Below are 23,728 nucleotides of genomic sequence, written 5' to 3' on the forward strand. Positions count from 1 at the left end.
TATAAAGAAGACCTTAAATCAAGTTGAAAATATCGTAAATATTTCTAGTTCACTAACACGGTGCCAAATAATAGTCTGTTTTACAAACTCCTGGAATTAGAAAAATGGTGAATACCATCTAATCAGGGGCTGCATAAATAGGAACTGTAGCGTTAAATTAACAATAGACATGATTATTATGTTTTTAAGACGATATCAGCATGTTCTATCGGTTTAATTGTATGAATGTAATAATCCTCGGCTTTCCAATATCTATTTTCGAATTTCTTTCTATCCTGTTTCGTCATTTCAGCTTCACGCATGAACCTTTTTTCTCGAGAACAATCCAAGTATAAAACAGTGTTATAACAATCCATCCATTCCTTTCTTTGGAGGAAAACGCCTTCTATAATAATCAAGGCCGACTTCGGTATGTTTATTGTAAGTGTGTATCTGTTTGATTATCATAAAAAGGAAGAGTAATTTGATTGTGGTTTAATCGTTTCTGAAATAAATTTCTCCTCAGCCATTCAACATCCCATTGTAAATGATAATACTCATACCATTCTTCAAAGCCAGTATGATAGCGTTTATTACGTTCGGCGATATGGTCATCGATATGAATGATTATCGGTTTGATATCTTTTTCCTTAAGAATGTGATTAAGCTGTTTTACAAACGTCGTTTTTCTGATCGACTCAAGCCATCAATAGCTAAAATGTGTCGCTGTTCAGATTTAACGATTGAGATGATATTGGTTAAATCAAGATTGATTTCCAACTCATTTCTTCCTCATGTATAGATCGTCATATTTAAACCCCTTTCTATCAATAAACTAGTCAATCTTTACTTTTATGGACCTTGTAGCGATAAACGTTTTTATGTACTTGTCTATGATCCTAGTTCCGCCAAAATCATCTTCAATAAAACCAGTAATGGCAAAGCCAGCATCAATTTGTCCTTGAATTTGGTCTTCTAATGTATGCGCATATTCGATTGTTTGGTTTGAGTGGATATAATCTTGAACTTGATCTTTTGGCAAATAATCTAGTGTAGAGGAAGGGACCGAATGCTTTACATCAAGAACCCCTTTTCTTTCTTCTGTATCATCGAAAATCCATAACAAAGGATTTGTAAAGCCTGATATTAGTAGCCCTTTCTCTTTTAACACTCTAGCTGCCTCTTTCCAAACAGGGTTTACATCTTTTACAAATAAATTGGAAACAGGGTGAACAATAATATCAAAATATTCATCTGTAAAATCGCTAAGATCTGACATGTCTCCTTGAACGGTTTTTAATACTAAACCATCACGTTTAGCAACCATTTCATCTTGTTCTAACTGCTTTTTAGATATATCAGTCACGGTTACATCAGCACCAGCTGCAGCTAAAATAGGGGCTTGCTGTCCACCACCTGAAGCTAAGCAAAGAATCTTTAACCCCTTTAAGGAGTTTGGAAACCAATTTCTCGGTACTGACCTTTCCGTTGTGACCGTAATTTCCCACTCACCTAATTTACTTTTGTTAATGACATCGCTACTTACTGATTGCGTATATCTTGAACCTTCTTCTACTTTTTGATCCCATGCATCGCTGTTCTGTTGAGTTGTATCCATTAGTTATTCCTCCTGTTATTTCATGGAAAATACTATTTTATAATAACATAATATTCTGCTTAATTAAAATATACAGCTAAATAGTAGAGGGCTCTAGATTGAAATGAGACATAATAACCTTATAGAAAAAGCAAGTTGAAAATGTTTCTGTAAAAGATTAGTGAACATTGTACAATGAGTAATGTATAAAATAGATAAATATGCTCAGTATGTGTCTCCCACATATGTTTACCTGACCCATAATTAATGATATAGTGAGAATGTTAATATTATGGTATAAAACATAGGATGAGCTTATTTACTTAAGGAGATTAACTAATGGGGATTTCAAAAAAAATTGTTTGGATTACAGATAGTTTGAGTACTCTTTCAGAGGAATTTATCAAAAAGCATCAAATTGAAGTAATCCCGTTAAATGTTATATTTGGAGATACATCTTATAAGGAAAACATCGATATTACGGCTGAACAATACTACGAAAAACTATCAAAATCACCGACATTACCTAAAACCTCGCAGCCTGCTATTGGTGAATTTGTAGAACGATTTAAAAATCTAAAAGAAAAGTATGATTATGGAATTGCCATCCATGCATCAAGTGCATTAACAGGAACGTACCAAGGCTCCGTAATGGCAGCAGAAATGGTTGATTTTCCTGTTGAAGTGATTGATTCAAAGGTCGGGTCTTTTGCTTTAGGGAAGATGATTGAACGTGGTATTCAATTAGAACAAGCCGGCGAAAGTTACGAGAAAATCGTTGATTATTTACACACACTTCCTGATAAGGCACGTTTATACCTTGTGCCTGGCAGCTTAGAGCAATTGCATAAAGGGGGGCGTGTTTCGACTACGCAAACCATTATAGGGAATTTAATAAAACTAAAGCTAATAATAAAATTCGAAGATGGAAAAGCTGTTTTATCTGAAAAGATTCGATCATATAAGAAGGTTAAAAAACGCCTTTATGAAATTTTTGATGAGGCTTCTCATATGATTAAAGAAGCCAGTGTCGTTCATGGAAATGATTTAGTAAACGCAGAAGAATGGAAAAAGGAACTGCAGCAAATTTATCCGCACATCAAGTTTTCTACAACGATTCTAAGCCCTGTTGCCGGAACTCATACTGGTCAAGATACGATTGGGTTAACATGGATTAATGAAGGATAACAGTAGAGTACCTCGGTTGAGGTGCTTTTTTGTTTTGTTCTATATAGAAGTATTGTTAGTATAGTAAGGACAAGAATTTCTGATAAAAGGAAGGAAAATGAAAATGACCAAGAAGATAGGATTTGTTGGCTTTGGAAATATGGCAAAAGCAATGATGGGAGGAATGCTCCAATCAGGAATGGTTGAACCTGAAAATATTATTGCAAGTGCGAAGAGGGATTCATCGATTCAAGCAATAAAGGATGATTATTCAATAAATGTGACAAGTGACAATCGTGAAGTAGCCAAATTTTCCGATATTCTCTTTATTGCAGTGAAGCCAGACCAATATGAGCTAGTTTTACATGAGATGAGAGATACTATATTTGATCAGATTATCATTACAATTGCCGCTGGTATTACGACAGAGTCTGTGGCGGAAATGGTTGGGAAAGAAGTAAAGGTAGTCAGAACAATGCCAAATACGCCTTCTTTAGTAGGAGAAGGGATGACGGCGTATTGTGTTAAAAATATTTCTCAAGTAGAGAAGGAATTAGTTCACGCTCTTTTTGAAAGCTTCGGAAAGGCAGAAGAAATTGAGGAATCCTTGATGGATGCTATTCCGGCAGTGGCAGGATCATCGCCAGCCTACGTGTTTATGATGATAGAAGCTTTGGCAGATGGTGGAGTACTTCAGGGATTAACACGGAAACAAGCCTACCAATTAGCAGCACAAGCCGTTTATGGTGCGGCGAAAATGGTACTTGAAACGGATATGCACCCAGGGGCATTAAAAGATCAAGTATGTTCTCCAGGAGGGGCCACGATTGAGGCTGTATCAACCTTGGAAAAAACAGGATTTCGCGGCTCGATTTTAACGGCCATGGAGAAATGTGGAGAAAAAACAAAGAAACTTGGAAACTAATCTACATTGTGAAAATCGGGAAATTTCTTATTTTAAGAAATTTCCCTTTTTTGGTTGGGAACGAGAGTTGAATGGTAACAAAAATACAAGCGGCAATAGAAGATGTTCCTTGTCGTCAAAAAAATCATCCTTTACAATATAAATAAAATATTCTGAAAAAAGAAGGGGAAATAATGACAGTAAAAACTTTTCCGTTTACGATTTCTACACTCGGTACAAAGATGAAAATTTGTGTGTTTTTAGTTGATAATGTACTAATTGATACGGGGCCTAGTAGAATCCAAAAAAAGGTAGTCCCCATAATAAAAGATCTATCATTTGAGAAAGTGGTCTTAACTCATCACCATGAAGACCATTCAGGTAATGCCAGCTGGATTCAAAATCATTTAAACAAGCCCATCTATGTTCATTCAATTGGAATGGAATTATGTGAACAAAAATCATCACTTCCTCCTTATCGAGCACTATTTTGGGGCAATAGGCCTGGCTTTTCTGTGCGTGAACTACCTAGGGTGGTAAAGACGAAGCATCATGAGCTTCAAGTAGTACATACACCAGGTCATGCTGAGGATCATGTCTGTTTAGTAGATGAAGATAACCAGCTCTGCTTTACTGGTGATTTGTATTTGCATCACACTCCGCTTAGTATGTTTAGGTTTGAATCCATTCCAGAAATCATGTCGTCGCTTAAAAGAATACTACAGTATTCTTTTAAGGATATTTATTGTTCCCATAAAGGAATCATTCCAAATGGGCGTCAAGTTCTCATAAGGAAATTAACTTATTTAGAAGAAATATCGGATGAAATTGAAACACAATATAATGAAGGAAATAGCCTTACTGAAATTAGAAATAATCTATTTCCAAGAAATACACTATTTCAATATATTTCATTATTTGAAAACTCACCTAATCATATCGTTCAGTCTGTTTTATCTGAATATATAAAACAAGAAAAATAAACAAAGGGTAGGTTGAGTTAGTAAAGAATATTTTTGCTGTAAAAGGAGAGAGTAATAAATGCAGGAATCAGCACAATTTATTTATGTCCTGAAATTAATACCAAGACTATTAAAGGAGGAGAACTGGAAGCAGGAAGAACATGAAATTATTAAAGAACATTTTTTAGCTTTGCAAAAAATGAAAGAAAAAGGTCGTCTAATTCTTGCGGGTAGAACGTTGCAGATGGATGAAACTACTTTTGGAATTGTCATATTTGAAGCGATGAATATGGAAGAAGCTGTAGATGTTATGGAAGAAGACCCTGCAGTACATAAAGGAATGATGACGGCTGAGGTGTATCCATATAAAGTAGCTCTTATGAGAGATAAGTAAATTTGACATCCATCTGACACATTGAGACCTTACACTATACGTAACCGAAAGGGTGGAACGATGATGGATAAAAAGGTTGTCATTTTAGTAGCTACACTATTAATGTTTTGGGTGATGAACGACATGAGTGCCTATGCAGTTAGCCCAGATGTTGAGGAAAGCTTGCGAATAGAGAAAGCTAGTCCAAAACAATCTTTTCATCATATGAATGAGGAGCAATTAAAAAATAGGATTTACAAAGAAGCAGAAAAATACGGAATTGACACCGAAGGCATTGAATTAAAGGAATTGGCAAAAAAGGTATTTGAAGCGAAGCTTTATGAAGAAGCAGAAAAATTAGGGATTGAAACAGATGGGAAGGAATTAAAGCAATTAGCGAAAGAGGTACATGAAGCGAATTTAAAAAGCTTAGCGGACGATTATCAAATTGATACGGCAAATAAAACGGTAGAAGAAATTGAAAAGGAAGTGAGAAAAGCCAAGCTTTACGATGAAGCTACGAAATTAGGGATTGAAACAGAGGGAAAACAATTAAAGCAACTAGGACAAGAAATTTTTCAGAAGAAAATAAATACAATGGCTGAATCCTTACAGATTCCAACTGAAGGAAAAACAGCTAAGCAGCTCCTTCAAGAAATTATCGAGAAAAATCCAGAAGCACTTGAAAAAGAAGACTTCTTCAAGCTAAACAAAAATAAATGGACGCATACTGAATAGTAATAAGAGCTGGCTGAATAGGTCAGCTTTTTTAGTAAAAGGAAGAGAGAGTAGGCCTAGCTTTCCTATTATGGAATTTGCGTTATACTGAGGAGAAAAGGATATATAGATAAAGGTGGTTTAAATGAGAAAAATAATGGTGGTAGAAGATGAGGAGGCAATTGCTAGAGTACTAGCTGCCTATTTAAAGAAAGCAGGGTATGAAGTGGCCATTGCTTCAAATGGGGAAGAGGCAATCAAGATGTTTCCTGCATTTCAACCTAATGCAATTTTATTAGATATTATGATGCCAGGCTCTGACGGGTTTGATGTCCTTCAGTATGTAAGGAATCGAAGTAGCTGTCCTATTATTATGTTAACCGCTTTATCTGACACGGATTATAAGTTAAAGGGCTTTTCCCTAGGAGCTGATGATTATATAACGAAGCCCTTTGTAGCAGAAGAGGTAGTGGCAAGGGTTCAGGCGGTACTTAGAAGGTCAAACTCATTGATGGAAGAAAGAGCTAGTTTGTATGGAGAATTGAAAATAAACTTTGATACTAGAGAGCTATTTTTGAAAGATCAGTCTATTGATCTAACACCAAAGGATACAAGCTTATTGTTATTTTTGGCTTCTCATTCTACTCAAGTGTTCACAAGGGATCAGTTGATTGATCGTGTTTGGGGAATGGATTATGAAGGAAGTGACCGGGCTGTAGATCTAGCTATTAAACGCATCCGTAAAGCACTTGATGGGTGGAGCAAACAAGAAGGAGAGATTAAAACGATTAGAGGGGTAGGGTATCAGTTCTGTGTTTACTAAAAACAATGAAAAAATCCCACTTATACGGTATTGGACCACCCGCTATGCTTTAACACTGTTGATTGGGATTGTGTGTTTAGGGCTTATTTCAGGATACCTTGTTCATCGAGGTGAGGTGAACAATCAGGTTGAAAAGTCAGAGTTTTATGCAGGATTAATAGGAATGGATTTGGAAAGATTTCTTCAGGGTAATGTAAATTCACCTAGAGAAGAATTGAAATTACCAGCTTTTGCTGAAGAGCAAGGTATATATAATGCACAGAGTTTTGAGGTATATATTAAATTAGGAAATGTAACCGAAAAATTACCTGAAAGAGAAAAAAATAATGGCCAATTAAAAAGAAGAGGGAATAATGAACTGAGTGAAGGTGAGGAGCGTAACCAACAAAGTGTGAACGAGAGTAGACAGAAAGAGATTAGAAATAGAATAATAATAAATGAGGTTGAACAACTGCCAGTAAAAAGTGAGAAAATGGTCGGTGATATCAAGCTCAATGGTGAAAGAAAAATGTACTATGTAAGCGTACCTGTTACGCTTGAGGGTAATGCCATTGGCTCGGTTGTCGTTGTAAGTGAACCTCCCACTTTAACAAAGTTTTTTGATCAGTTTAAAGCAGTATTAGGGACGTTGTTATTAATGGGGATTTTAGGGTGGGTTGTAATTTATTTACTGACGAAGCGCTTGGTTGCACCTATTACAGAGGTCGCTAAAGCAGCTCTTGATGTAAAGGAGGGCAACTATCAACCTTCAATTAAGCATTCTAATGTGAGAGAAAAAGAGCTATCTGATTTAATCGAGTCCTTCAATGACATGTCATCTAAATTACAAACGTTAGAATCATTACGAAAAGAACTCTTAGCAGGAGTAACGCATGAATTAAAAACACCGGTTACGTCTATTAGTGGACTACTACAAGCGATTCAAGATGGCGTAGTGGAAGAGGAAGAACTGAAGGAATTTATCTCAATGGGATATAAAGAGACGATAAAAATGCAACGAATGGTGGAAGATTTACTAGATTTTAATACGTATTCATCTGGTGCGATGACGATTGAAACAGACGATCTCAATATGACAAAGCTTTTGTTGGAATGGGAGAAGCAGTGGCGAATTCTTCATCCAGCTATTGAGTTTAACGTACACTCAAAACGTAACATTTGGGCAAAAGGGGATGAACTTAGAGTTCAGCAAATAGTAACGAACCTCATTAATAACAGTGCTCATGCTATGCCAGGTGGTGGAATAATTGAGTTAACCTTATCAACTTCTGGCGATACGGTCATTGTACGAGTAGCCGATCAAGGGAGTGGAATTCCAAAAGAAGAACAGCCGTTTATTTTTGAGCGTTTTTATCGAGGAACAGAGAAAAAGGACCGAGTTAGGGGCTTAGGATTAGGTTTAAGCTTTAGTGAATTACTAGCAAAAGCACAATCAGGTTCATTGACATTAGTTTCAAGTAATGAAAAGGGAACGGTTTTTGAACTATCTTTACCAATATCGATAGCCGAGGATATTAGTAATTGAAGAAGGAGGCTGGGACAAAACTAAATGTACCATACTCAAAACCGAATAATCTCTTATAAAACTAAGAGCTAAAATTAAAAAACCGAACTATAACGGAACTCTATATTCGAGTTTTCATTATAATTCGGTTTTTCCTATGGGTGGAATACTTATGTCCCAGCCTCTTTTTTTATACCAAATCGTCAACGAGAAATTCGCTGCCTGCCTATACGATTAGTAGAAAGGCTGTTCCTTACACTAATATAATGGACAGCCTATTTTAAAGCGTTCAAAAACGTAAAGTAGCGGGAACCCACGTTTATTCAGTTGTTGACTATTTTCAAGTCGTTAATAAACAACTATATATAATCAGAATATTCTGTATAATGTGATATCTTAGTGTTATAATGAAACTTGATAAAGACTAGGAGGGAATGAAATGAGTACTTATTCCAAAGAAGCGGTAATTGAAAGAACCGCTACTATTAATGCTCCTCTTAACCTCGTTTGGCATGCATGGACTATCGCTGATCGAGTTTCTCAGTGGTTTGCTGCAGAAGCAAGGATTACGCCAAAAGTTGGCGGAGTTTATGAATTGTATTTTGAACGAGGCAATACAAACGGGATGAACACAAAAGGATGTACGATTGTCAGTATGATTCATAGGCAAGAATTAACCTTCACTTGGAAAGGACCCGATCAATTTCGAGACTTTATGAACCATGGGGAATTAACGACGGTAAAAGTAAAATTAGAAGAATTGAAGGAAAATAAGACGAATGTTCGATTACAACACGTAGGCTGGAGAGATGGAGAAGGATGGGATGAAGCATTAAAATGGCATGAAATGGCGTGGTCAGGTGTACTGAATAGTCTTAAATCTGCACTAGAAGAAGGAATAGGGCAATTATGCTGTCAACCAGAATAAAAGAAAAATAACGTTTTATACATGAGATAAAATTTTAATTTTGCTAATATATAGTAGTTTATAAGAATATAAAAGTAGCTTAAGTAAAACGAGCATAGCGATTTAGCTGTGCTCGTTTTACTCTCTATTCAGATTTATTATGGTTATGTTTTCAAATATTCTACCTGAATGTTGGCTGTTACTCCAATTTGTCCTGAAGCAATGGGAGAAGAAGCTTCCGTACTATAAGCTAACACTTTTCCTGATGGGATTCGAGAGCGAAACTCTTGAATTTCAATAATGTTAAGAGGAGATGGGTCAAGGGTGCCTCCTGATGTTGTGGCTAATATTTTAGCCTTTTCAAAGGCCGATTCATAAGCTTTTGCTAAAGCTTTTAAGTATGGTGCTCTGGAATCGGTCAGACTAAATTCAATCCGTTCAACAACATTTGCACCACTTTTCACAGAATCATCAATTACTCTGCCCACTTGGCTGAGGTCATTCATTTGAACCTGAAATACTTGACGAACCTCGTAGCCTTTAAACAGCTGCTTGCCTTCTACATAATCATACTGTGGATAAATTTGATAAGTGGAGGTTTGAATGTTTTTTTCTTTTATGCCATTTGAGTAGAGGGAATGTAATATTTTTTGGGCAATCACTGAATTATCATGCTGCGCTACTGTCAATTCTTGATCAGAAGTTACCACGCCAATATACGCAATTGCTGTATCAGGTTCAATTCTAACCGTATAACTCCCCGTTACTTGAATCGTTTCTTTTCTATTTACTGAAGAATGCTTCTCTCTATATGGAATTGTATAATTGTACAATATTTATACCTCCTCTATATGCAAGTGAAGGAACGAACTCTTCTCAAATCTACTCCATAATAGAGCCACATAAAGCCATTCCATCTATATCCACTCATACTTCTACGACCGATGAAGGTTGGATAATACCAAAAGGACCTTCCTGAATTTAGTCGAATATACGTATAGCGGTACCGACACCTAATGATGGCGCCGGGGTCTACCGCAGATAATTGAGCAGATTGTGCCTCTGATGGAATTGTCGCCGGTGGTGGGCCTGGAGGATGCTCGCCACCCCCTACTGGAAATGGGCCTCCATTTGAAAAAGGAGTAGTTGGGATACTTGGTGATACGTTGCTGTGGAGGAGGAAGGGGTATGCAAGTTGTCGTTGTTCAAACATTTTATTTCTCCTCTCATTCTTAGTCATTTTATACGTATGTAAAGTAAGAGAGAAAGGTGAAAAGATAACGTAAAAGAGGACCGCCTTCAATAAGAGAAGACGGTCCTCTTTTCCATTAAAATGATTGACTAATTACATTTTTTAGTACTTTTGCTGAGTGTTTGAACTTTTTCATTTCCTCTTCTTCAAGTGGTAGTTCAATTACTTTTTGAATCCCTTCCCGATTAAGGATCGCAGGTACACCGATATATAAATCATCTTCATCGTATTGCCCTTCAAGTAACGCTGAGACGGTTAATATACAGTTTTCATTATTAAAAATCGCCTTCGTAATCCGAACTAAGCCCATAGCTATTCCGTAATACGTTGCACCTTTTTTCTCAATTATGTGGTAGGCAGCATCTCGTACGTTGATGAAGATGTCATCTAAGTCCTTCATTAATTCTTCAGAAGTAGCATCGACTTGTTCAGTAAGTGGACTAACGCCTATTCGCGCATGACTCCAAACAGGAAATTCTGTATCACCATGTTCACCCATAATATACGCATGAACATTTCGAGTGTCGACATCAAAGTAGTCACCTAATAAATATCGAAGTCTAGCTGTATCTAAGAGTGTACCAGATCCAATGACTCTTTCTTTTGGAAGGCCAGAAAATTTCCATGTTGCATAAGTAAGAATATCCACTGGGTTTGTGGCTATTAAAAAGATGCCGTTAAATCCACTTTCCATCACTTCTGTAACAATAGACTGAAAGATTTTAATGTTTTTTTCAACTAAGTCTAACCGAGTTTCACCAGGCTGTTGATTTGCTCCAGCTGTGATAACTACTAGATCCGCATCAGCACAATCTTTGTATGTTCCTGCATAGATCTTCATTGGAGATGAAAAGGCAAGGCCGTGACTCAAATCTCTAGCATCTCCATCAGCTTTTTCTTTATTTAAATCAATGAGAACCATCTCTTGAGCAATTCCTTGGTTTAACATTGCAAATGCATAACTTGAGCCTACAAAACCAGTTCCAATTAACGCTATCTTATTTTTATTAATCATTGTACTCATCCCTTTAATTAGAAAGTAGTTAACGAAAGTATGTGATTTATTTCACATTTAAATCATACCACATTTAGGTAGGAAGTGTGTGATTATTTTCACATGAAAAGGTTTTCAATTTTTATTAAGGAGAAAACTGTCACGATTTGTTCAAAAAATTACAATTGTTACGTTGAATATAGTAAAAAAGGAAGGAGTTAATTGTTTTTTTAGAATTTTGTTTTTTAAAAAAACAAAATAATATTGTTGGTTAAGTAAAGTTTGATTCATACTATCTACCCCTCATACCACTTATTTGAAGAGAGGAGGTAAAGTAAAATGAATAGGAAGCTTAAATTCAAGAGTTTAAGCTTCCCTAATATTAATTTAACGAAAGAAGAAAGTAGACCTCCGAAGACTTATTTTCTGGGGCTACTTTTCGTTTACAAAAAGATAGTGGCATTTCGCCACTATCTCACTAAAACCATTCTATAATCAATAAATCCAACTCTTTCGGCTTCACTTAAGAGCTTATCTATTAATTCTTTATTTATTATAGGTACGTCTTTAACCGCTATATTTAATTCTCTCATTGTTTTTGAACTGTCAAATACTGCACGTGAATCTATAGCACCATCACCATCTAATTGGCTTACTAATAAATCTTTAGCTTCTTTAGTAAGTTTATTATTCAATGCATATTCTTCGTAAGACATTTTGTCAATTAAATCTATTTCAAACCCTACCTCATTAAATAAATCGACAAGGCTTTCAAAATGAATAGGATTAGGGTGAGATACATTATATACTCGGTGGGTATGTATTTTTTTCATAACTCCTTTCATAACGATATCACTAGCAAAATCTACTGGTGTTACATCAACCAACCAGTTAACTTTTGGAGCTTTTTTCAACAAAATCATTAATTTCATCATTCTATAAAAAGCATTGCTTTCAATATTTTTTTGAAATTTCCCATCGTCAGACCTTCCAGTTAGATTACCCATTCTATAGATAAATGCATTTTTTCCTTCATTAATTTTATCTAATACTATTTTTTCTGCCTTTAATTTTGTATCTGTATAAATATTATCTAGTGTTAAATTATTTATACTTTCAATATTCTTTTCTAACTTATCCCATTTTCCTTCACTTAATAAATCTTGAGATATACCAATCGTAGAAATATGATGAAATACGATATTTTGGTTTTTATCTAATAGTTCAATAATATTTTTTGTACCTAATACATTTATTTTTTCAAAGTGATTTCTATCTCCAAAATGCCTTACATCGGCTGCACAATGGATTATGGCATTAATATTGCCAGCTAGCTCATTAAACTCATTTTCCGTCATACCTAAATATTTATCTGTTAGATCTCCATTAATGATCTGAATAGTATCAATTGGAAATAATCCAAAGTATTCTTTTAAGATGCTTTCTATTCTTGATTTTGGATTTCTCCCTCTTACTAATAAATAGATTTTAATATTATTATCAACTAATTTCTTTAAAATATGACTACCCAAAAAACCTGTTGCTCCTGTTAATAACACCGAGTTTACATCTTCTTTTAGATTCTCTTTTACCTTTAAGATTGGATATTCTTTTAAATATTTAAATTCATTTTCTTTTATTTCTTTTTCTAATTCAAAATTATTTTGGTATGCTTTAATGGCTAATTTTTCAACTGTTCGTAATTCAAAAAAATCACTAATAGATAAATTTCTGTATTTCCTTTTTAATTGTGCTAATACTTCTATGATTTTTAAAGAATGTCCACCTATTTCAAAAAAGTCTTCTTTTATTCCTATATTATCTACTTTTAATACTTCTTTCCATGCATTTACTATATTTTTTTCTACTTCATTTCTTGGATGTATTATTTCATCTGTAAGAATAATCTTTTCAGCTTCCTTTAAGGCTAATAGTTTTCTATCTACTTTTCCAGTAGGAGTAAAAGGGATTTTATCAATCATACTAAGTTTACTTGGAATCATATAACTAGGTATTTTTTCTTTTAAATATTTTATGATGTCTTTTTTATCAATATATTCTTTAGATGTATAAAAAGCTTTCAGGATCTTGTCATTTTCATTTTCTTCTACTACGACGATAGAGTTATGAATTTCTTCTAACATATTAAGTTTACTTTCAATTTCACCAATCTCTATTCGATGACCCCTAATCTTTACTTGAGTATCTTTTCTATCTATAAATTCTATGTTTCCATCTTCTTTATACTTTACTAAATCACCTGATTTATAAACCTTACCTCCAAAAATATTGTCAAAAGGATTTTTAATAAATACTTCTTTTGTTTTCTTTTTATTATTTAAATATCCTTGAGATAAGCCTACAGATGCTATCCATAACTCGCCTATTTCACCTTTCTCACATAGATTCCCTTCCTCATTCACAATATATAGCTTCGTTTCACTGATTTCCTTTCCGATAGGAACACTGAAAATATTTTCATTATTATCAACCTTACTAGGAGTTTCGTATGCAGAACAAACAACGGTGGATTCTGTAGGGCCATACAAATTAAAAAATCTGATAGTACCTCCAAAACATTCTCTAAAATTTTTAAAAAGGTCAAATGTCAGTAGTTCTCCTCCTACACCTAGAGCTTTAACTTTACCTAATTTATTAATATTATTATCTTTTGAATAATTAACCACTCTACTAAAAAGTACATTAGGTAATGCAGGAATAATGGTGATGTTTTCCGTATTGATTACTTTAATAAAGTTCTCTTCAGATACCCTCTCTTCATCGGAAATGATAAATAGTGTTGAACCTTTTAACAAGGAAGAAAATGTATCTATTACAGAAGCATCAAAGCTATACGTAGCAAATTGCAAAACTACATCATCATTTTCTATCTTCCAAGTGTTATACACCCAATCAACTAAATTAATAACTCCTTTATGATGAATTAAAGCTCCTTTTGGATTTCCGGTTGTTCCTGAAGTATAAATCACATAAGCAGTATCATCAGGACTAATATCTAAACTGATTTTTGTAAACTCTTTTAAACTTTCTATACAAATGATTTCACTAGATAATTTCATGTTAGCTAACTCTTTTTTATATTTACTATCAGTGAGGATAAAAGGTGAATTTGTATCCTCAATAATATAAGTGTTTCTTTCTTTTGGGTGTTTAGGATCTAAAGGAACATATACTCCTCCTGCTTTCAGAATACCTAAAATGGAAATAACTGTATCAACACTTCTTTGTAAGTATATACTTACAAATTCTCCTTTTTTCAGTCCGTTTTTATGTAAATAATAGGCTACTTTATCAGATTCTATATCAAGCTCTTTATAGGTTAAACTCTCATTGGTCGTTTTTATGGCAATATCGTTTTCGAATTTTTCTACTGTCAAGCAAAACTTCTTTACAATATTCATCAAATTTCTCCATTCAGTTATAATAAAAAGGAGGCCGATAGTCTCCCTTATACTTAGTAGATTTATCTATACAGTATGTAACATTGTTGAAAGTTCCCTACTAAGTGCTCTAGTTCGTTTAATTATTTTTTTCTCTGTAATAGTCTAAATGAGTGGTATTCGGCTATTTGTTAGTATTTCCTCATTAGCATTCGTTGTTATGTAGGAAATAACGCTGTAAATTCCTCTACACTTGATGAACTTTCTTCGATCAGTACTGAAATTATTTGTAGGTGTAGATGAATTTCCTATAGTCATTACACATACTTCGTTTCTTCAGAAATAACGATTCCATTATCCAAAAACTTGATTGATTAACAGATTTTTAGCTTTAGCTATTCATTCACCAATTGTTTCTACAGACTTTCCTGATTGTTCAGATATTTTTTTCGATTCCTTAGCAACTACCGACAAAAGCACTTATGAAAAATCAAGAGATTCTCATCATTATCTACTAACTGTTCTTTTTCCACCTGCCAATTCAAAATCCTATCCACTAAAAGTAATGGATGATGGTGTCTAATAACTTCTTTAATTTATTGAATATTTCACACCCCTAAAACCCTCATAAAAAAATTATGATTATTTAACTCCACATTCATCCTCATTTTAACACTTGGTTCTAATAGTTGATATTTAAATTTGAACTTTTTTACTAAAAGTATCCAATTTTTTCTGAAAGTATGGTTTAACTAGGAATAAGGAAAAAACCTACCAACATGTTAAACTTTCATGCTAAATAATCAAGCTTTTTATCTTTCAAAGTAACGTCAGTTCTATGCAAAACTTTATTCGATTAGTTATCAATATAGACCATTTAGAAAATATGTAATAAACGACTTCGTTTATACATCATGGTCATTATTAATTGGTAACTTAGGACAGAATATTCAATTCAAATGAAATACAATACGATGATAATAACTAGAAAAAGGTGGGAGAATATGTACGATCAATTAAAAAATAAATCAATTGCCGAGCAAGCGGAATTCTTAACACGGTCGCTTGTAGCGATAAAAAGTTACAATAGCTCACAAGGTGAAACAGAAAAAGCTCGTTTTATAAAGAAAATAATTTTGTCATTTCCTTATTTCCAACAACATGCTAGTGAAGTTTGGGAACAAGAAATTCCTCATGACCCGTATGGAAGAGTAAATATTTTTGCAAGAATTAAAGGGAAAACAAGAAAGACAATTTTGTTTCATGCTCATCTTGATACAGTAGGAACGGAGGATTACGGTTCATTACAAGAAGGGGCTCACGATCCGGACTTATTAGAAAAGTTTTTTGTAAATTTTAATGGCGACGATTTTATCCGTAATGAGGCGAAGTCTGGAAATTGGCTATTTGGTCGAGGAGCATTAGATATGCAAAGTGGTATTGCAGTAAATCTTGTCAATTTACTGTATTTTAGTCAGCAACCAGAACCACTTGATGGAGATCTGTTGTATTTATTTAATGTAGATGAAGAAAATCAGCATCGAGGAATTTTAAATGCAGTCGAAGAATTATATAAAATGAGAAAGAGTGGAAGTCACTTTATCGCAGGGATTAATAATGATTTTATTTCACCGATGTTTCCAGAAGATAAGAATAAATATATTTACACTGGTGCTGCAGGAAAAATATTGCCGTGTTTTTATATTTATGGGCGTGAATCCCATGTGGGAGATGTATTCCATTCAATTGACCCAACACATCTCGCTGCAGATATAATACATGAAATAAACCACAATTTACAGTTAACGGAAAGAATAAAAGGGGAATATACTTTACCACCTACATGCTTGTACTTGAAAGAAACAAAAAAGCAGTATAATGTTCAAACGCCTGTTAGTGTTAAGCTTTATTTTAATTATTTTATTTATGAACGTTCTCCGAGTGAGGTTTTAGAGGATTTCTTTCTAAAAACGATTAATATTAGCAATCGTTATAAAAATCGTGCTAAAAAACAATTTGAGGTGTTTCGAAAACAACAAGGATTTCCTGAAATCGACCTAAACTGGTCCATTGATGTGACAACGTTGAGTGACTATATTGACAAGTTGGAAGCTCAGGGAATCAATGCTTATGATGTTATGAAGAAAGTGTATCGTAATCAATCACAAGGAAAAGATGAGCGGGAAGTGGCTTTCGAAATAATTGAAGTGTTGCAACAATACGATTCAGATAAATCACCACGTATCATTTTATTTTTTGCCCCGCCATACCTTCCAAATAATGATTTAGACCAAAACGATGAATTAGCTTGTAAAGTAAAGTCAGTTGTAGAAAGTACATTGAAGGAACTGTCTCAACAAGTGCAAGAGAATTTTGTTTTGCGCCGTTTTTTCCCATATCTAGCAGATGGCAGTTTCCTGTCTATTTCAACTGATGATAAAGATATTCAAACGTTTAAAAAGAACATGCCATTAATGGATGAATTGTACTCACTTCCAATTAAGAAAATAAAAGAATTAAACATTCCGTCTCTTAATTTAGGTGTGTACGGAAAGGATGGACATAAATGGACAGAAAGAGTATATAAGCCATATTCTTTTGGTATCCTTCCTAAAGTAATCCAAACGGTCACAGTAGAGCTGTTGAAAATTTAGCAGTAAAAATTTTACTCTCTCATTGGAAGTTTTTCTCTTAATATTGAAACAATTTAATCTGAATAATCGCAGTAATAGTCATGATGTACTTTGTTCGTTCGAGAGGGGAGATTTGATTTGGTTTTATCAGTAAATATAAAAGAAGCTGGTTATAAAAAGGGGACCCCAGTTATTAACGATATTCAATTCGCGATTAAGCGAGGAGAATTAGTAGGGTTAATTGGTCCGAATGGAGCAGGGAAAAGTTCAACAATCAAATCAATTTTAGGGATTATGGAACAGATGAAGGGGACGGTGGAAGTAAAGGAATATGCATACATTCCAGAAAGACCTATAATGTATGAACATATGAGGTTAAGAGAGCACATCGATTTTCTTTTTTCGACATTGGAAGAAGAAAAACAGGAGTTGAATCGAGTTGAGGAGCTACTAGCTCTATTTAATTTAACTCATGTTGTTCATCAGTATCCTGAAACGTTTTCAAAAGGTATGCAACAAAAAGTGATGCTTATCCTTGCTTTTCTAAAGCAGTCGCCTTTGTACATTATTGATGAACCCTTTATGGGCCTTGATCCAAAAGCAATGAAAAAGCTACTTGAACAACTGGAAAAAGAAAAAAGAAATGGGGCAGGTATTTTAATGTCTACCCATGCACTAGATACAGCAGAAAAAATTTGTGATCGATTTGTGTTAATCTCAGGTGGAGAGATAATTGTACAAGGAACGCTTAATGAAATTCGGAAGAAAAGCGGTATAAAAGAGGGCTCGTTGTTGGATTGTTTTGATGTTTTGACAGAAAGGAATACAGATGCTATTAGCTACTAACCTATTTATAAAAAGGTATATACAAGAATGGAGGTTTCAATGGGGAGTCATTCGCTCGGTTCTTGATTGGACAGTGCTTATATATATAACGGTTCCTGCATTATTCTTTGGATCATTACTCTATATGAAAATGTGGGAAGATGCCAATTCTTATTGGCATAGTGACCTTCCTTTTTCCTTCCTCTTAATTCCTATTCTTGTTGCTTGTAGTAGTGGAAACTTTAGGACATATCTTTTGAAAGCAGACTTATTATTTCTATTGCAGCATAAACAGGTGATTCAACGGTTGAAAATGGTAGGATTCACCCTATCGGTCTTTCGCTCCTTCCTTTTCATTGCTTTTATCATTTTCATGGCATTCCCTATAATAAGACAAGTATATTTATTTTCGTTAAAGGATGTTGTGGCGTTATTTTTAGGGGTAAGTGCTTATATGCTAACTATTCAAACGGTTAAAAAAATAGTTGTTTCAACTCTCGTTAAATGGGCGACCCTTATTCTTTTATTTTTCGTATCAGCTTATATGCTATTAACAGCCTCTTCCTCAATAGTTGGAGCAGGTAGTGTGGTGTTCATTCTTACGATCCTTACGTACCACATTAGGCAAATATTCTTATCGAATCGATGGTTTATAAAGGAAGTAGATATTGAAAATATTGAGAAAACGAGAATGATAAAATTCATTTTTCAGTTTTCAAATGAAGTGAAGCAACCTTCCTTTTCCAAAAAGAAGAAGCCAAGAATCTTCTATCGACAGTCTCAGCAAATTTTTCAAAAAAGGAATGCCGAAAATGGTTTGTTAGAATTTCTTTTAAAAGCTTTTATGAGAAATTCCCGTGACCGTTCTTCTTACATTCAACTTATTTCTATTACTTTATTAGCTGTTAGCTTTCTCCCTCTTGTACTGAAGTGGATCGTATATATTAGTTTTATTTTCTTTTTTCACGTTTGGCTAAAAAATCTTTTCGATAAAATGGTAGCTAATCACTTCTTTCATGTGATTCCAATAGATGAAGAGCTATCGCTTAATGTATGGCACCGATTTAAGAAATGGTTATTGATTCCTGCAATGACCGGTATATCAGCGTACGTTTTGATGTTCACGTTAATTGAAATAATCATCAGTGGGTAACAAAAAGCAGAAGAAATCAATAAATTTCTTCTGCTTTTTGTTCTGCGTAAGTATTAAACAAACTCAATAATTTTATCTGCATCAAGACGATTCGAAGGGCGAGCCTCTTGAAGTGGTTTCCCAATAGTCATGAGCATAACCGGAACATAGCGATCAGAGATATTAAACTCTTTTACTAATTGTGCTGGATCAAATCCACCGATAGGGCATGTATCCAACCCTTTCGCTTTCGCTGTTAGCATTAGTTGCATTGCAGCAAGAGATGCGTTAGAGAAAGCAGAGTCACGAGCAACTTGCTCGCTTTGGTAAGCTCCTTGGATTTGTTGATTTAATGCTTCTTTAATTTCTGGAGTCATAAACCCTGCTTCAACAGCAGGACCAAAGACTGCGTCCACGTTTTTATTTGCTTCTAAATCACCTAGTACAGCAATTACGGCAGATGCATCAACAACTTGTTGTTGATTATAAGCAATTGGAAGTACCTTTTGTTGTACTTCTTTATTATCGAATACCATGAACTTCCAGTGCTGCAAGTTCCATGCTGATGGCGCTTTTCCAGCAAATGCTAGAATTTCTGTAAGTTCTTCTCTTGAGATTTTATAATTTGGGTCGTACACTTTAGTAGAGCGTCTAGATTCTGCTACTTCAAAGAAATTTGTCATTGTTGAATCCTCCTTGACTAACTATAAATTAGTAAATAAGATTTAGTTACTTACTTTTTGTAAGTTGAAACAGTGTTTACTATAAAGTAGATAAGATGGAACGTCAAGAAATATGCGTTAAGGATGTGTATTGATGAAAAGCTCATGTATCTGTCCTAAATTCGAGGAAGCCTTTATGTTGCTTGGAAAACGGTGGAATGGTATCCTCATTAAAGTATTATTGACAGGACCGCACCGTTTTAAAGATATAAAAAGTCAAATTCCATTAATTAGCGAAAAAGTGTTATCTGCTCGCTTAAAGGAATTAGAAGAAAATAATATTATTATTCGTTCCGTCCTCTCTGCAACACCCATTATTATACAGTATGAGCTGTCTGAAAAAGGGAATTCATTAAGTGCGGTTTTAAATAATGTAGAAGAATGGGCAAATGATTGGTTATAGTTTTATGTTTCAATACGTTAGTGATATTAAGGAAGGGTCTATTAATATGTAATAGACGAAACATCCCATTTTCATTGGAGGGAAGTATATGTTTGGGAATAAAGAAGAAAAAATTCTCATTATTATTATGTTTGTAATTGCAGCCTTATTATTATTCTCGATACTACGTAGATTTCTGTTTTAAAAAAGCCATAACTACGCGCAAATGAACTGTAAATAGGCAATGTTTTATTGCTGTGTATCCAACGACATATGTGACTTCCATCTCCCAAAATTTGTTTGGTTAATTTCTCTCTTTGAGTAGAAAGAACATCGTAAAGCTTAAAGACGAAGGTAAATCATCAATGGTTTATCTTCGTTTTTTGTTGTTCAAAGAAAAATCATCTATGTACTATATCCTTAAATATATGGAAAAAATAATAGAAAAAGATTGAACTGTTTCTATTTTTCTGATAATATGTTTTCCTGCTCTTTAATTACCCCAACCGTCAGATATATTTCTCCATTGCGGCTGAAAAAAGAAGGAAGGAGAAAAAGATGACTGAACACACACTAAACCATCCAGATATACCGTCTGAACAACAACGTCTTGAATTTACGAAACGGTATATTGATGCCGTTATTCGAACAGCGGAAACGAGTAAGCAACAGTTTCAGCAAAACATGAAGGAGGCTTTCGGTGATATTGATTTTATTGAATCATCGGCTGCTTATCTTGACCTCCTCGCGAATGCCCATTTTTATGAAGTCTCCATTGATGAGTTGAATGCATTAAGAAAAGCGATGAAAAAACCTTACTTTGCTCGAATTGATTTTCAGCAAGAGGGCGTTTCCAAACGAGAAAAGCACTACATTGGGAAAACTTCATTATATCAGCGAGATAACCAAGAACAGATTATAGTGGATTGGCGTTCGCCAATTGCTAATCTTTATTATGAGGGTAGGATTGGTCAAGTCTCCTATGAAGCAGAAGGTGAAACGTATCATGGTGATTTATCACTAAAACGTCAACTCATGATTGAAGACGGCTTATTAGAGGAAATCCGTGATATTGACTTAACGACTACTGACGAACTTCTGCAAGATTCTTTAGCGAAAAGCTCAAGTAATCGACTGACCGAAATTATTACAACCATCCAAGAAGAACAAAACCGCATCATTCGAGCGGATTTAAATAAGCCGATTATTGTTCAGGGAGCAGCTGGAAGTGGAAAGACAACGATAGCTCTCCATCGTATCTCCTATTTTATCTACAATTATAAACAATATTTTGATCCACGACAGCTTATGATACTTGCACCAAGTAACCTATTTATCGATTATATCTCAGAAGCACTGCCCGAACTGGGCGTGGAAAGAATTCGCCAAACAACCTTTACCGATTACACTCTTCAATGCATCCAAGAGAAATTAACCTTAATGTCGGATGAAAAGCTTGTAAAACTTATTGAAAATCCTACAGAAGAAGAACTATTAGCCAGTCGAGTATCGGGTTTTAAAGGTTCAAAACTGATGAAGGAAATTCTCGATCGTTTTATTCAAGGGATTTACTTACGATTTGTTCCTGAAGAAGATTTTACTGTTGATAAGTATCGACTATATTCTTCGAAAAAATATACAAAACTAATGTTGGAAGAGTATTATTATTTACCCCTATATAAACGAGTTGAGAAGCTAAAAACAATTTTACAAAGCACTGTACGATCGAATAAAAAGCAAATGCTAATGAAGGTCGAAAAATTTTATGATGATAAAATTGAAAAAGCCTTACTTCGACGCGAAAGTAAAGAAAGAAAAGAGTATGTAACGCAAGCCCTTGATAAAAAAGAGGCAAGACTTAAAGAACTGAAACAACAAATTCGTTCGGCTGTTAGTCGCTATATGAAGCAATTTGAAAAAAAGAAACTGTTAGCCTACTATACAGAGCTTTTTTCCGACCATGAAACACTTGTTCAATTATCAAGGAATCGATTAACGTATGAAGAAGCGAGAGAGATTTGTTACTATACGAATAATCATATTAGGAAAAAGCGTTACGAATTAGAAGACTTAGCACCATTATTATATTTACAAACCCATCTATTTGGCATTGACAAAGATTTAAAAGTAAAAAATGTGGTTATAGATGAAGCTCAAGACTATAGCTACTTACAAATTCAATCGTTAAAAACAGCCTTCGAGACAGATATGTTTACCCTTGTAGGAGACTTAGCACAAGGGATTCATTCTTATCGAGGTCTAACCTCATGGAAGGATGTATACGAAGATATCTTCCCAAGAGCAACATACACAGAGCTCCAAAAGAGCTACCGTACAACGGTTGAGATTATGGAGGAAGCCAACAAGTTGCTTACTCGCCTTCCTTATGATTTTCCAAAAGTAAATCCTGTTGTCAGACATGGAGAGGAGCCCGAGTTTATTAAAGCTACAGAACTTGAAATGGCTCCTATTATTGTAGAGAAAATAGGTTCTTTAACAAATGAGGCATTTCAAACATTTGCGATCATAGGTAAGACGATGAAGGATTGTGAAATAATAGCGAAAGCATTAGAAAGAATAAAGCCACATTCTGTGAAGCTATTAAAAGAACAGGAAAGCATTCCGAAAGACAAAATAATCGTGGTTCCATCTTATTTAGCGAAAGGACTTGAATTTGATGTTGTTATGATTATTTCTATTACAGAGCCCTTCTCAGCTGATGAGGAACTAGACATAAAGCTATTGTATGTATCGATGACGAGACCACTTCATCGCTTGTATTTTTTAGGAGAAAGAGAGGAGTTATTCTTATTATCTAACCCCTTTCATGCTTGATAGTAAAAAGATTAAGAGCTACGTCTTTTAAATATACAAAGGAAAGTGTAGACATAAACTGATTTCGGAAACTAACCTATATAACTTGTTGCAAAGGTGACAGGACGGGTGAGTGAAGAGGCGGAGAGATGTTAGAAGTCGGTTTCTTCTCATGATGTGATGATTCATTCTAGGCAATAAAGTATCCTATCGTTCCTCCACCTTATAAAATTTATTTGCGTGGAGGAACGGATAATGGAAAGTAGGTGGCACATTAGTGTTAAACAATCTTCAAAGTGTCACCTCATCATTTTTTTTTCGAATTAGATACTATATTCATAACCGTTTTTATTTTCGGGTCTCTTTTTGGCCTTCTCACTAGTTCGCCATAGCAGTTCGGACAAATATAATTGAAACCCTCACTACATGGAAGACAAAATGTACACTCATATGAACATATATAGGCTTCATCCTTTTTTAGCAACGTCTGATTACATGTTTCACAGTTTTTCTTCATTTTTAAACTCACGAACTTTCCCCCTTTTTGATACATTGCTTACTACTTCATTCTTCCTTACAGTATACATTCAACTAAAAAGGAATTATGACCATTTAAAACGAATCATTTCTAGCTTTTTTA

20 protein-coding genes and 1 pseudogene are annotated in these 23,728 nt (G+C 34.5%); 13 read left to right on the forward strand and 8 right to left on the reverse strand.

The features are described 5' to 3' along the window. Positions 1–176: 176 nt before the first annotated feature. Positions 177–753, reverse strand: a pseudogene (locus WAK64_RS04705) (kinase). Between the two features lie 61 nt (positions 754–814). Next, on the reverse strand, positions 815–1,597 hold the full coding sequence (locus WAK64_RS04710) for a class I SAM-dependent methyltransferase (RefSeq protein WP_336585787.1): 783 nt from the start codon (positions 1,595–1,597) through the stop codon (positions 815–817). A 318-nt stretch (positions 1,598–1,915) separates the two neighbouring features. Here WAK64_RS04710 and WAK64_RS04715 point away from each other — a divergent pair, with 318 nt between their 5' ends. The 8 genes from WAK64_RS04715 to WAK64_RS04750 all read left to right on the forward strand — a co-directional run bounded on the left by WAK64_RS04715 (position 1,916) and on the right by WAK64_RS04750 (position 8,954). After that, positions 1,916–2,764, forward strand: coding sequence for a DegV family protein (locus tag WAK64_RS04715; protein ID WP_336585788.1), 849 nt, complete (start codon positions 1,916–1,918; stop codon positions 2,762–2,764). Between the two features lie 103 nt (positions 2,765–2,867). Then, entirely contained in the window at positions 2,868–3,668 is an 801-nt protein-coding gene (gene proC / locus WAK64_RS04720) for a pyrroline-5-carboxylate reductase (protein WP_336585789.1), read from the forward strand. Between the two features lie 173 nt (positions 3,669–3,841). Beyond that, positions 3,842–4,630, forward strand: a complete 789-nt coding sequence (locus WAK64_RS04725) for an MBL fold metallo-hydrolase (RefSeq protein WP_336585790.1) — start codon at positions 3,842–3,844, stop codon at positions 4,628–4,630. A gap of 58 nt (positions 4,631–4,688) precedes the next feature. Continuing rightward, a complete protein-coding gene (locus WAK64_RS04730) occupies positions 4,689–5,003 on the forward strand; it encodes a YciI family protein (protein ID WP_336585791.1) in 315 nt (104 codons plus the stop codon). Positions 5,004–5,063: 60 nt separating this feature from the next. Further along, complete coding sequence (locus WAK64_RS04735; protein ID WP_336585792.1) at positions 5,064–5,720, forward strand: hypothetical protein; 657 nt, start codon at positions 5,064–5,066, stop codon at positions 5,718–5,720. A gap of 124 nt (positions 5,721–5,844) precedes the next feature. Beyond that, on the forward strand, positions 5,845–6,522 hold the full coding sequence (locus tag WAK64_RS04740) for a response regulator transcription factor (protein ID WP_336585793.1): 678 nt from the start codon (positions 5,845–5,847) through the stop codon (positions 6,520–6,522). Then, a complete protein-coding gene (locus tag WAK64_RS04745; protein WP_336585794.1) occupies positions 6,512–8,047 on the forward strand; it encodes a HAMP domain-containing sensor histidine kinase in 1,536 nt (511 codons plus the stop codon). The genes WAK64_RS04740 and WAK64_RS04745 overlap by 11 nt, the downstream gene beginning before the upstream one ends. A 418-nt stretch (positions 8,048–8,465) precedes the next feature. Continuing rightward, entirely contained in the window at positions 8,466–8,954 is a 489-nt protein-coding gene (locus WAK64_RS04750) for an SRPBCC family protein (protein WP_336585795.1), read from the forward strand. 143 nt (positions 8,955–9,097) lie between these two features. Here WAK64_RS04750 and WAK64_RS04755 read toward each other — a convergent pair whose 3' ends face one another. From WAK64_RS04755 to WAK64_RS04770, 4 genes are all read right to left on the reverse strand, one after another. Beyond that, complete coding sequence (locus WAK64_RS04755; protein WP_336585796.1) at positions 9,098–9,766, reverse strand: SIMPL domain-containing protein; 669 nt, start codon at positions 9,764–9,766, stop codon at positions 9,098–9,100. Positions 9,767–9,780: 14 nt separating this feature from the next. Beyond that, positions 9,781–10,146 carry a transporter gene (locus tag WAK64_RS04760; RefSeq protein ID WP_336585797.1) on the reverse strand — a complete coding sequence of 122 codons (366 nt, stop codon included), beginning with the start codon at positions 10,144–10,146 and terminating at the stop codon, positions 9,781–9,783. A 115-nt stretch (positions 10,147–10,261) separates the two neighbouring features. Beyond that, positions 10,262–11,200 (reverse strand): L-lactate dehydrogenase, encoded by a 939-nt coding sequence (locus WAK64_RS04765; RefSeq protein ID WP_336585798.1) that lies wholly within the window; start codon positions 11,198–11,200, stop codon positions 10,262–10,264. Positions 11,201–11,649: 449 nt separating this feature from the next. Then, complete coding sequence (locus WAK64_RS04770) at positions 11,650–14,601, reverse strand: non-ribosomal peptide synthetase (RefSeq protein WP_336585799.1); 2,952 nt, start codon at positions 14,599–14,601, stop codon at positions 11,650–11,652. 983 nt (positions 14,602–15,584) lie between these two features. On the opposite strand from WAK64_RS04770, the gene WAK64_RS04775 reads away from it, so the two are divergent. The 3 genes from WAK64_RS04775 to WAK64_RS04785 all read left to right on the forward strand — a co-directional run bounded on the left by WAK64_RS04775 (position 15,585) and on the right by WAK64_RS04785 (position 19,191). Continuing rightward, positions 15,585–17,234: a M20/M25/M40 family metallo-hydrolase gene (locus tag WAK64_RS04775; RefSeq protein WP_336585800.1), complete on the forward strand. Its 1,650-nt coding sequence runs from the start codon at positions 15,585–15,587 to the stop codon at positions 17,232–17,234. A 117-nt stretch (positions 17,235–17,351) separates the two neighbouring features. Further along, the gene (locus WAK64_RS04780) at positions 17,352–18,059 is read left to right on the forward strand and encodes an ABC transporter ATP-binding protein (protein ID WP_336585801.1); all 708 of its coding nucleotides are present in this window, start codon (positions 17,352–17,354) and stop codon (positions 18,057–18,059) included. After that, on the forward strand, positions 18,043–19,191 hold the full coding sequence (locus WAK64_RS04785; RefSeq protein WP_336585802.1) for an ABC transporter permease: 1,149 nt from the start codon (positions 18,043–18,045) through the stop codon (positions 19,189–19,191). Before WAK64_RS04780 ends, WAK64_RS04785 begins: the two co-directional genes overlap by 17 nt. Positions 19,192–19,244: 53 nt before the next feature. Here WAK64_RS04785 and WAK64_RS04790 read toward each other — a convergent pair whose 3' ends face one another. Beyond that, positions 19,245–19,853 (reverse strand): nitroreductase family protein, encoded by a 609-nt coding sequence (locus WAK64_RS04790; RefSeq protein WP_336585803.1) that lies wholly within the window; start codon positions 19,851–19,853, stop codon positions 19,245–19,247. Positions 19,854–19,986: 133 nt separating this feature from the next. Between WAK64_RS04790 and WAK64_RS04795 the strand changes: the two genes are divergently transcribed. Then, positions 19,987–20,295 (forward strand): winged helix-turn-helix transcriptional regulator, encoded by a 309-nt coding sequence (locus WAK64_RS04795; protein WP_336585804.1) that lies wholly within the window; start codon positions 19,987–19,989, stop codon positions 20,293–20,295. Positions 20,296–20,832: 537 nt separating this feature from the next. Further along, positions 20,833–23,109: an RNA polymerase recycling motor HelD gene (gene helD, locus WAK64_RS04800; protein ID WP_336585805.1), complete on the forward strand. Its 2,277-nt coding sequence runs from the start codon at positions 20,833–20,835 to the stop codon at positions 23,107–23,109. Between the two features lie 286 nt (positions 23,110–23,395). On the opposite strand, the gene WAK64_RS04805 is transcribed toward helD, so the two are convergent. Then, a complete protein-coding gene (locus tag WAK64_RS04805) occupies positions 23,396–23,617 on the reverse strand; it encodes a DUF1272 domain-containing protein (RefSeq protein WP_336585806.1) in 222 nt (73 codons plus the stop codon). Positions 23,618–23,728: the final 111 nt, after the last annotated feature.

Origin of the sequence: Bacillus spongiae (genome assembly GCF_037120725.1) — a bacterium.
Taxonomy (GTDB): Bacteria; Bacillota; Bacilli; order Bacillales; family Bacillaceae_K; genus Bacillus_CI; species Bacillus_CI spongiae.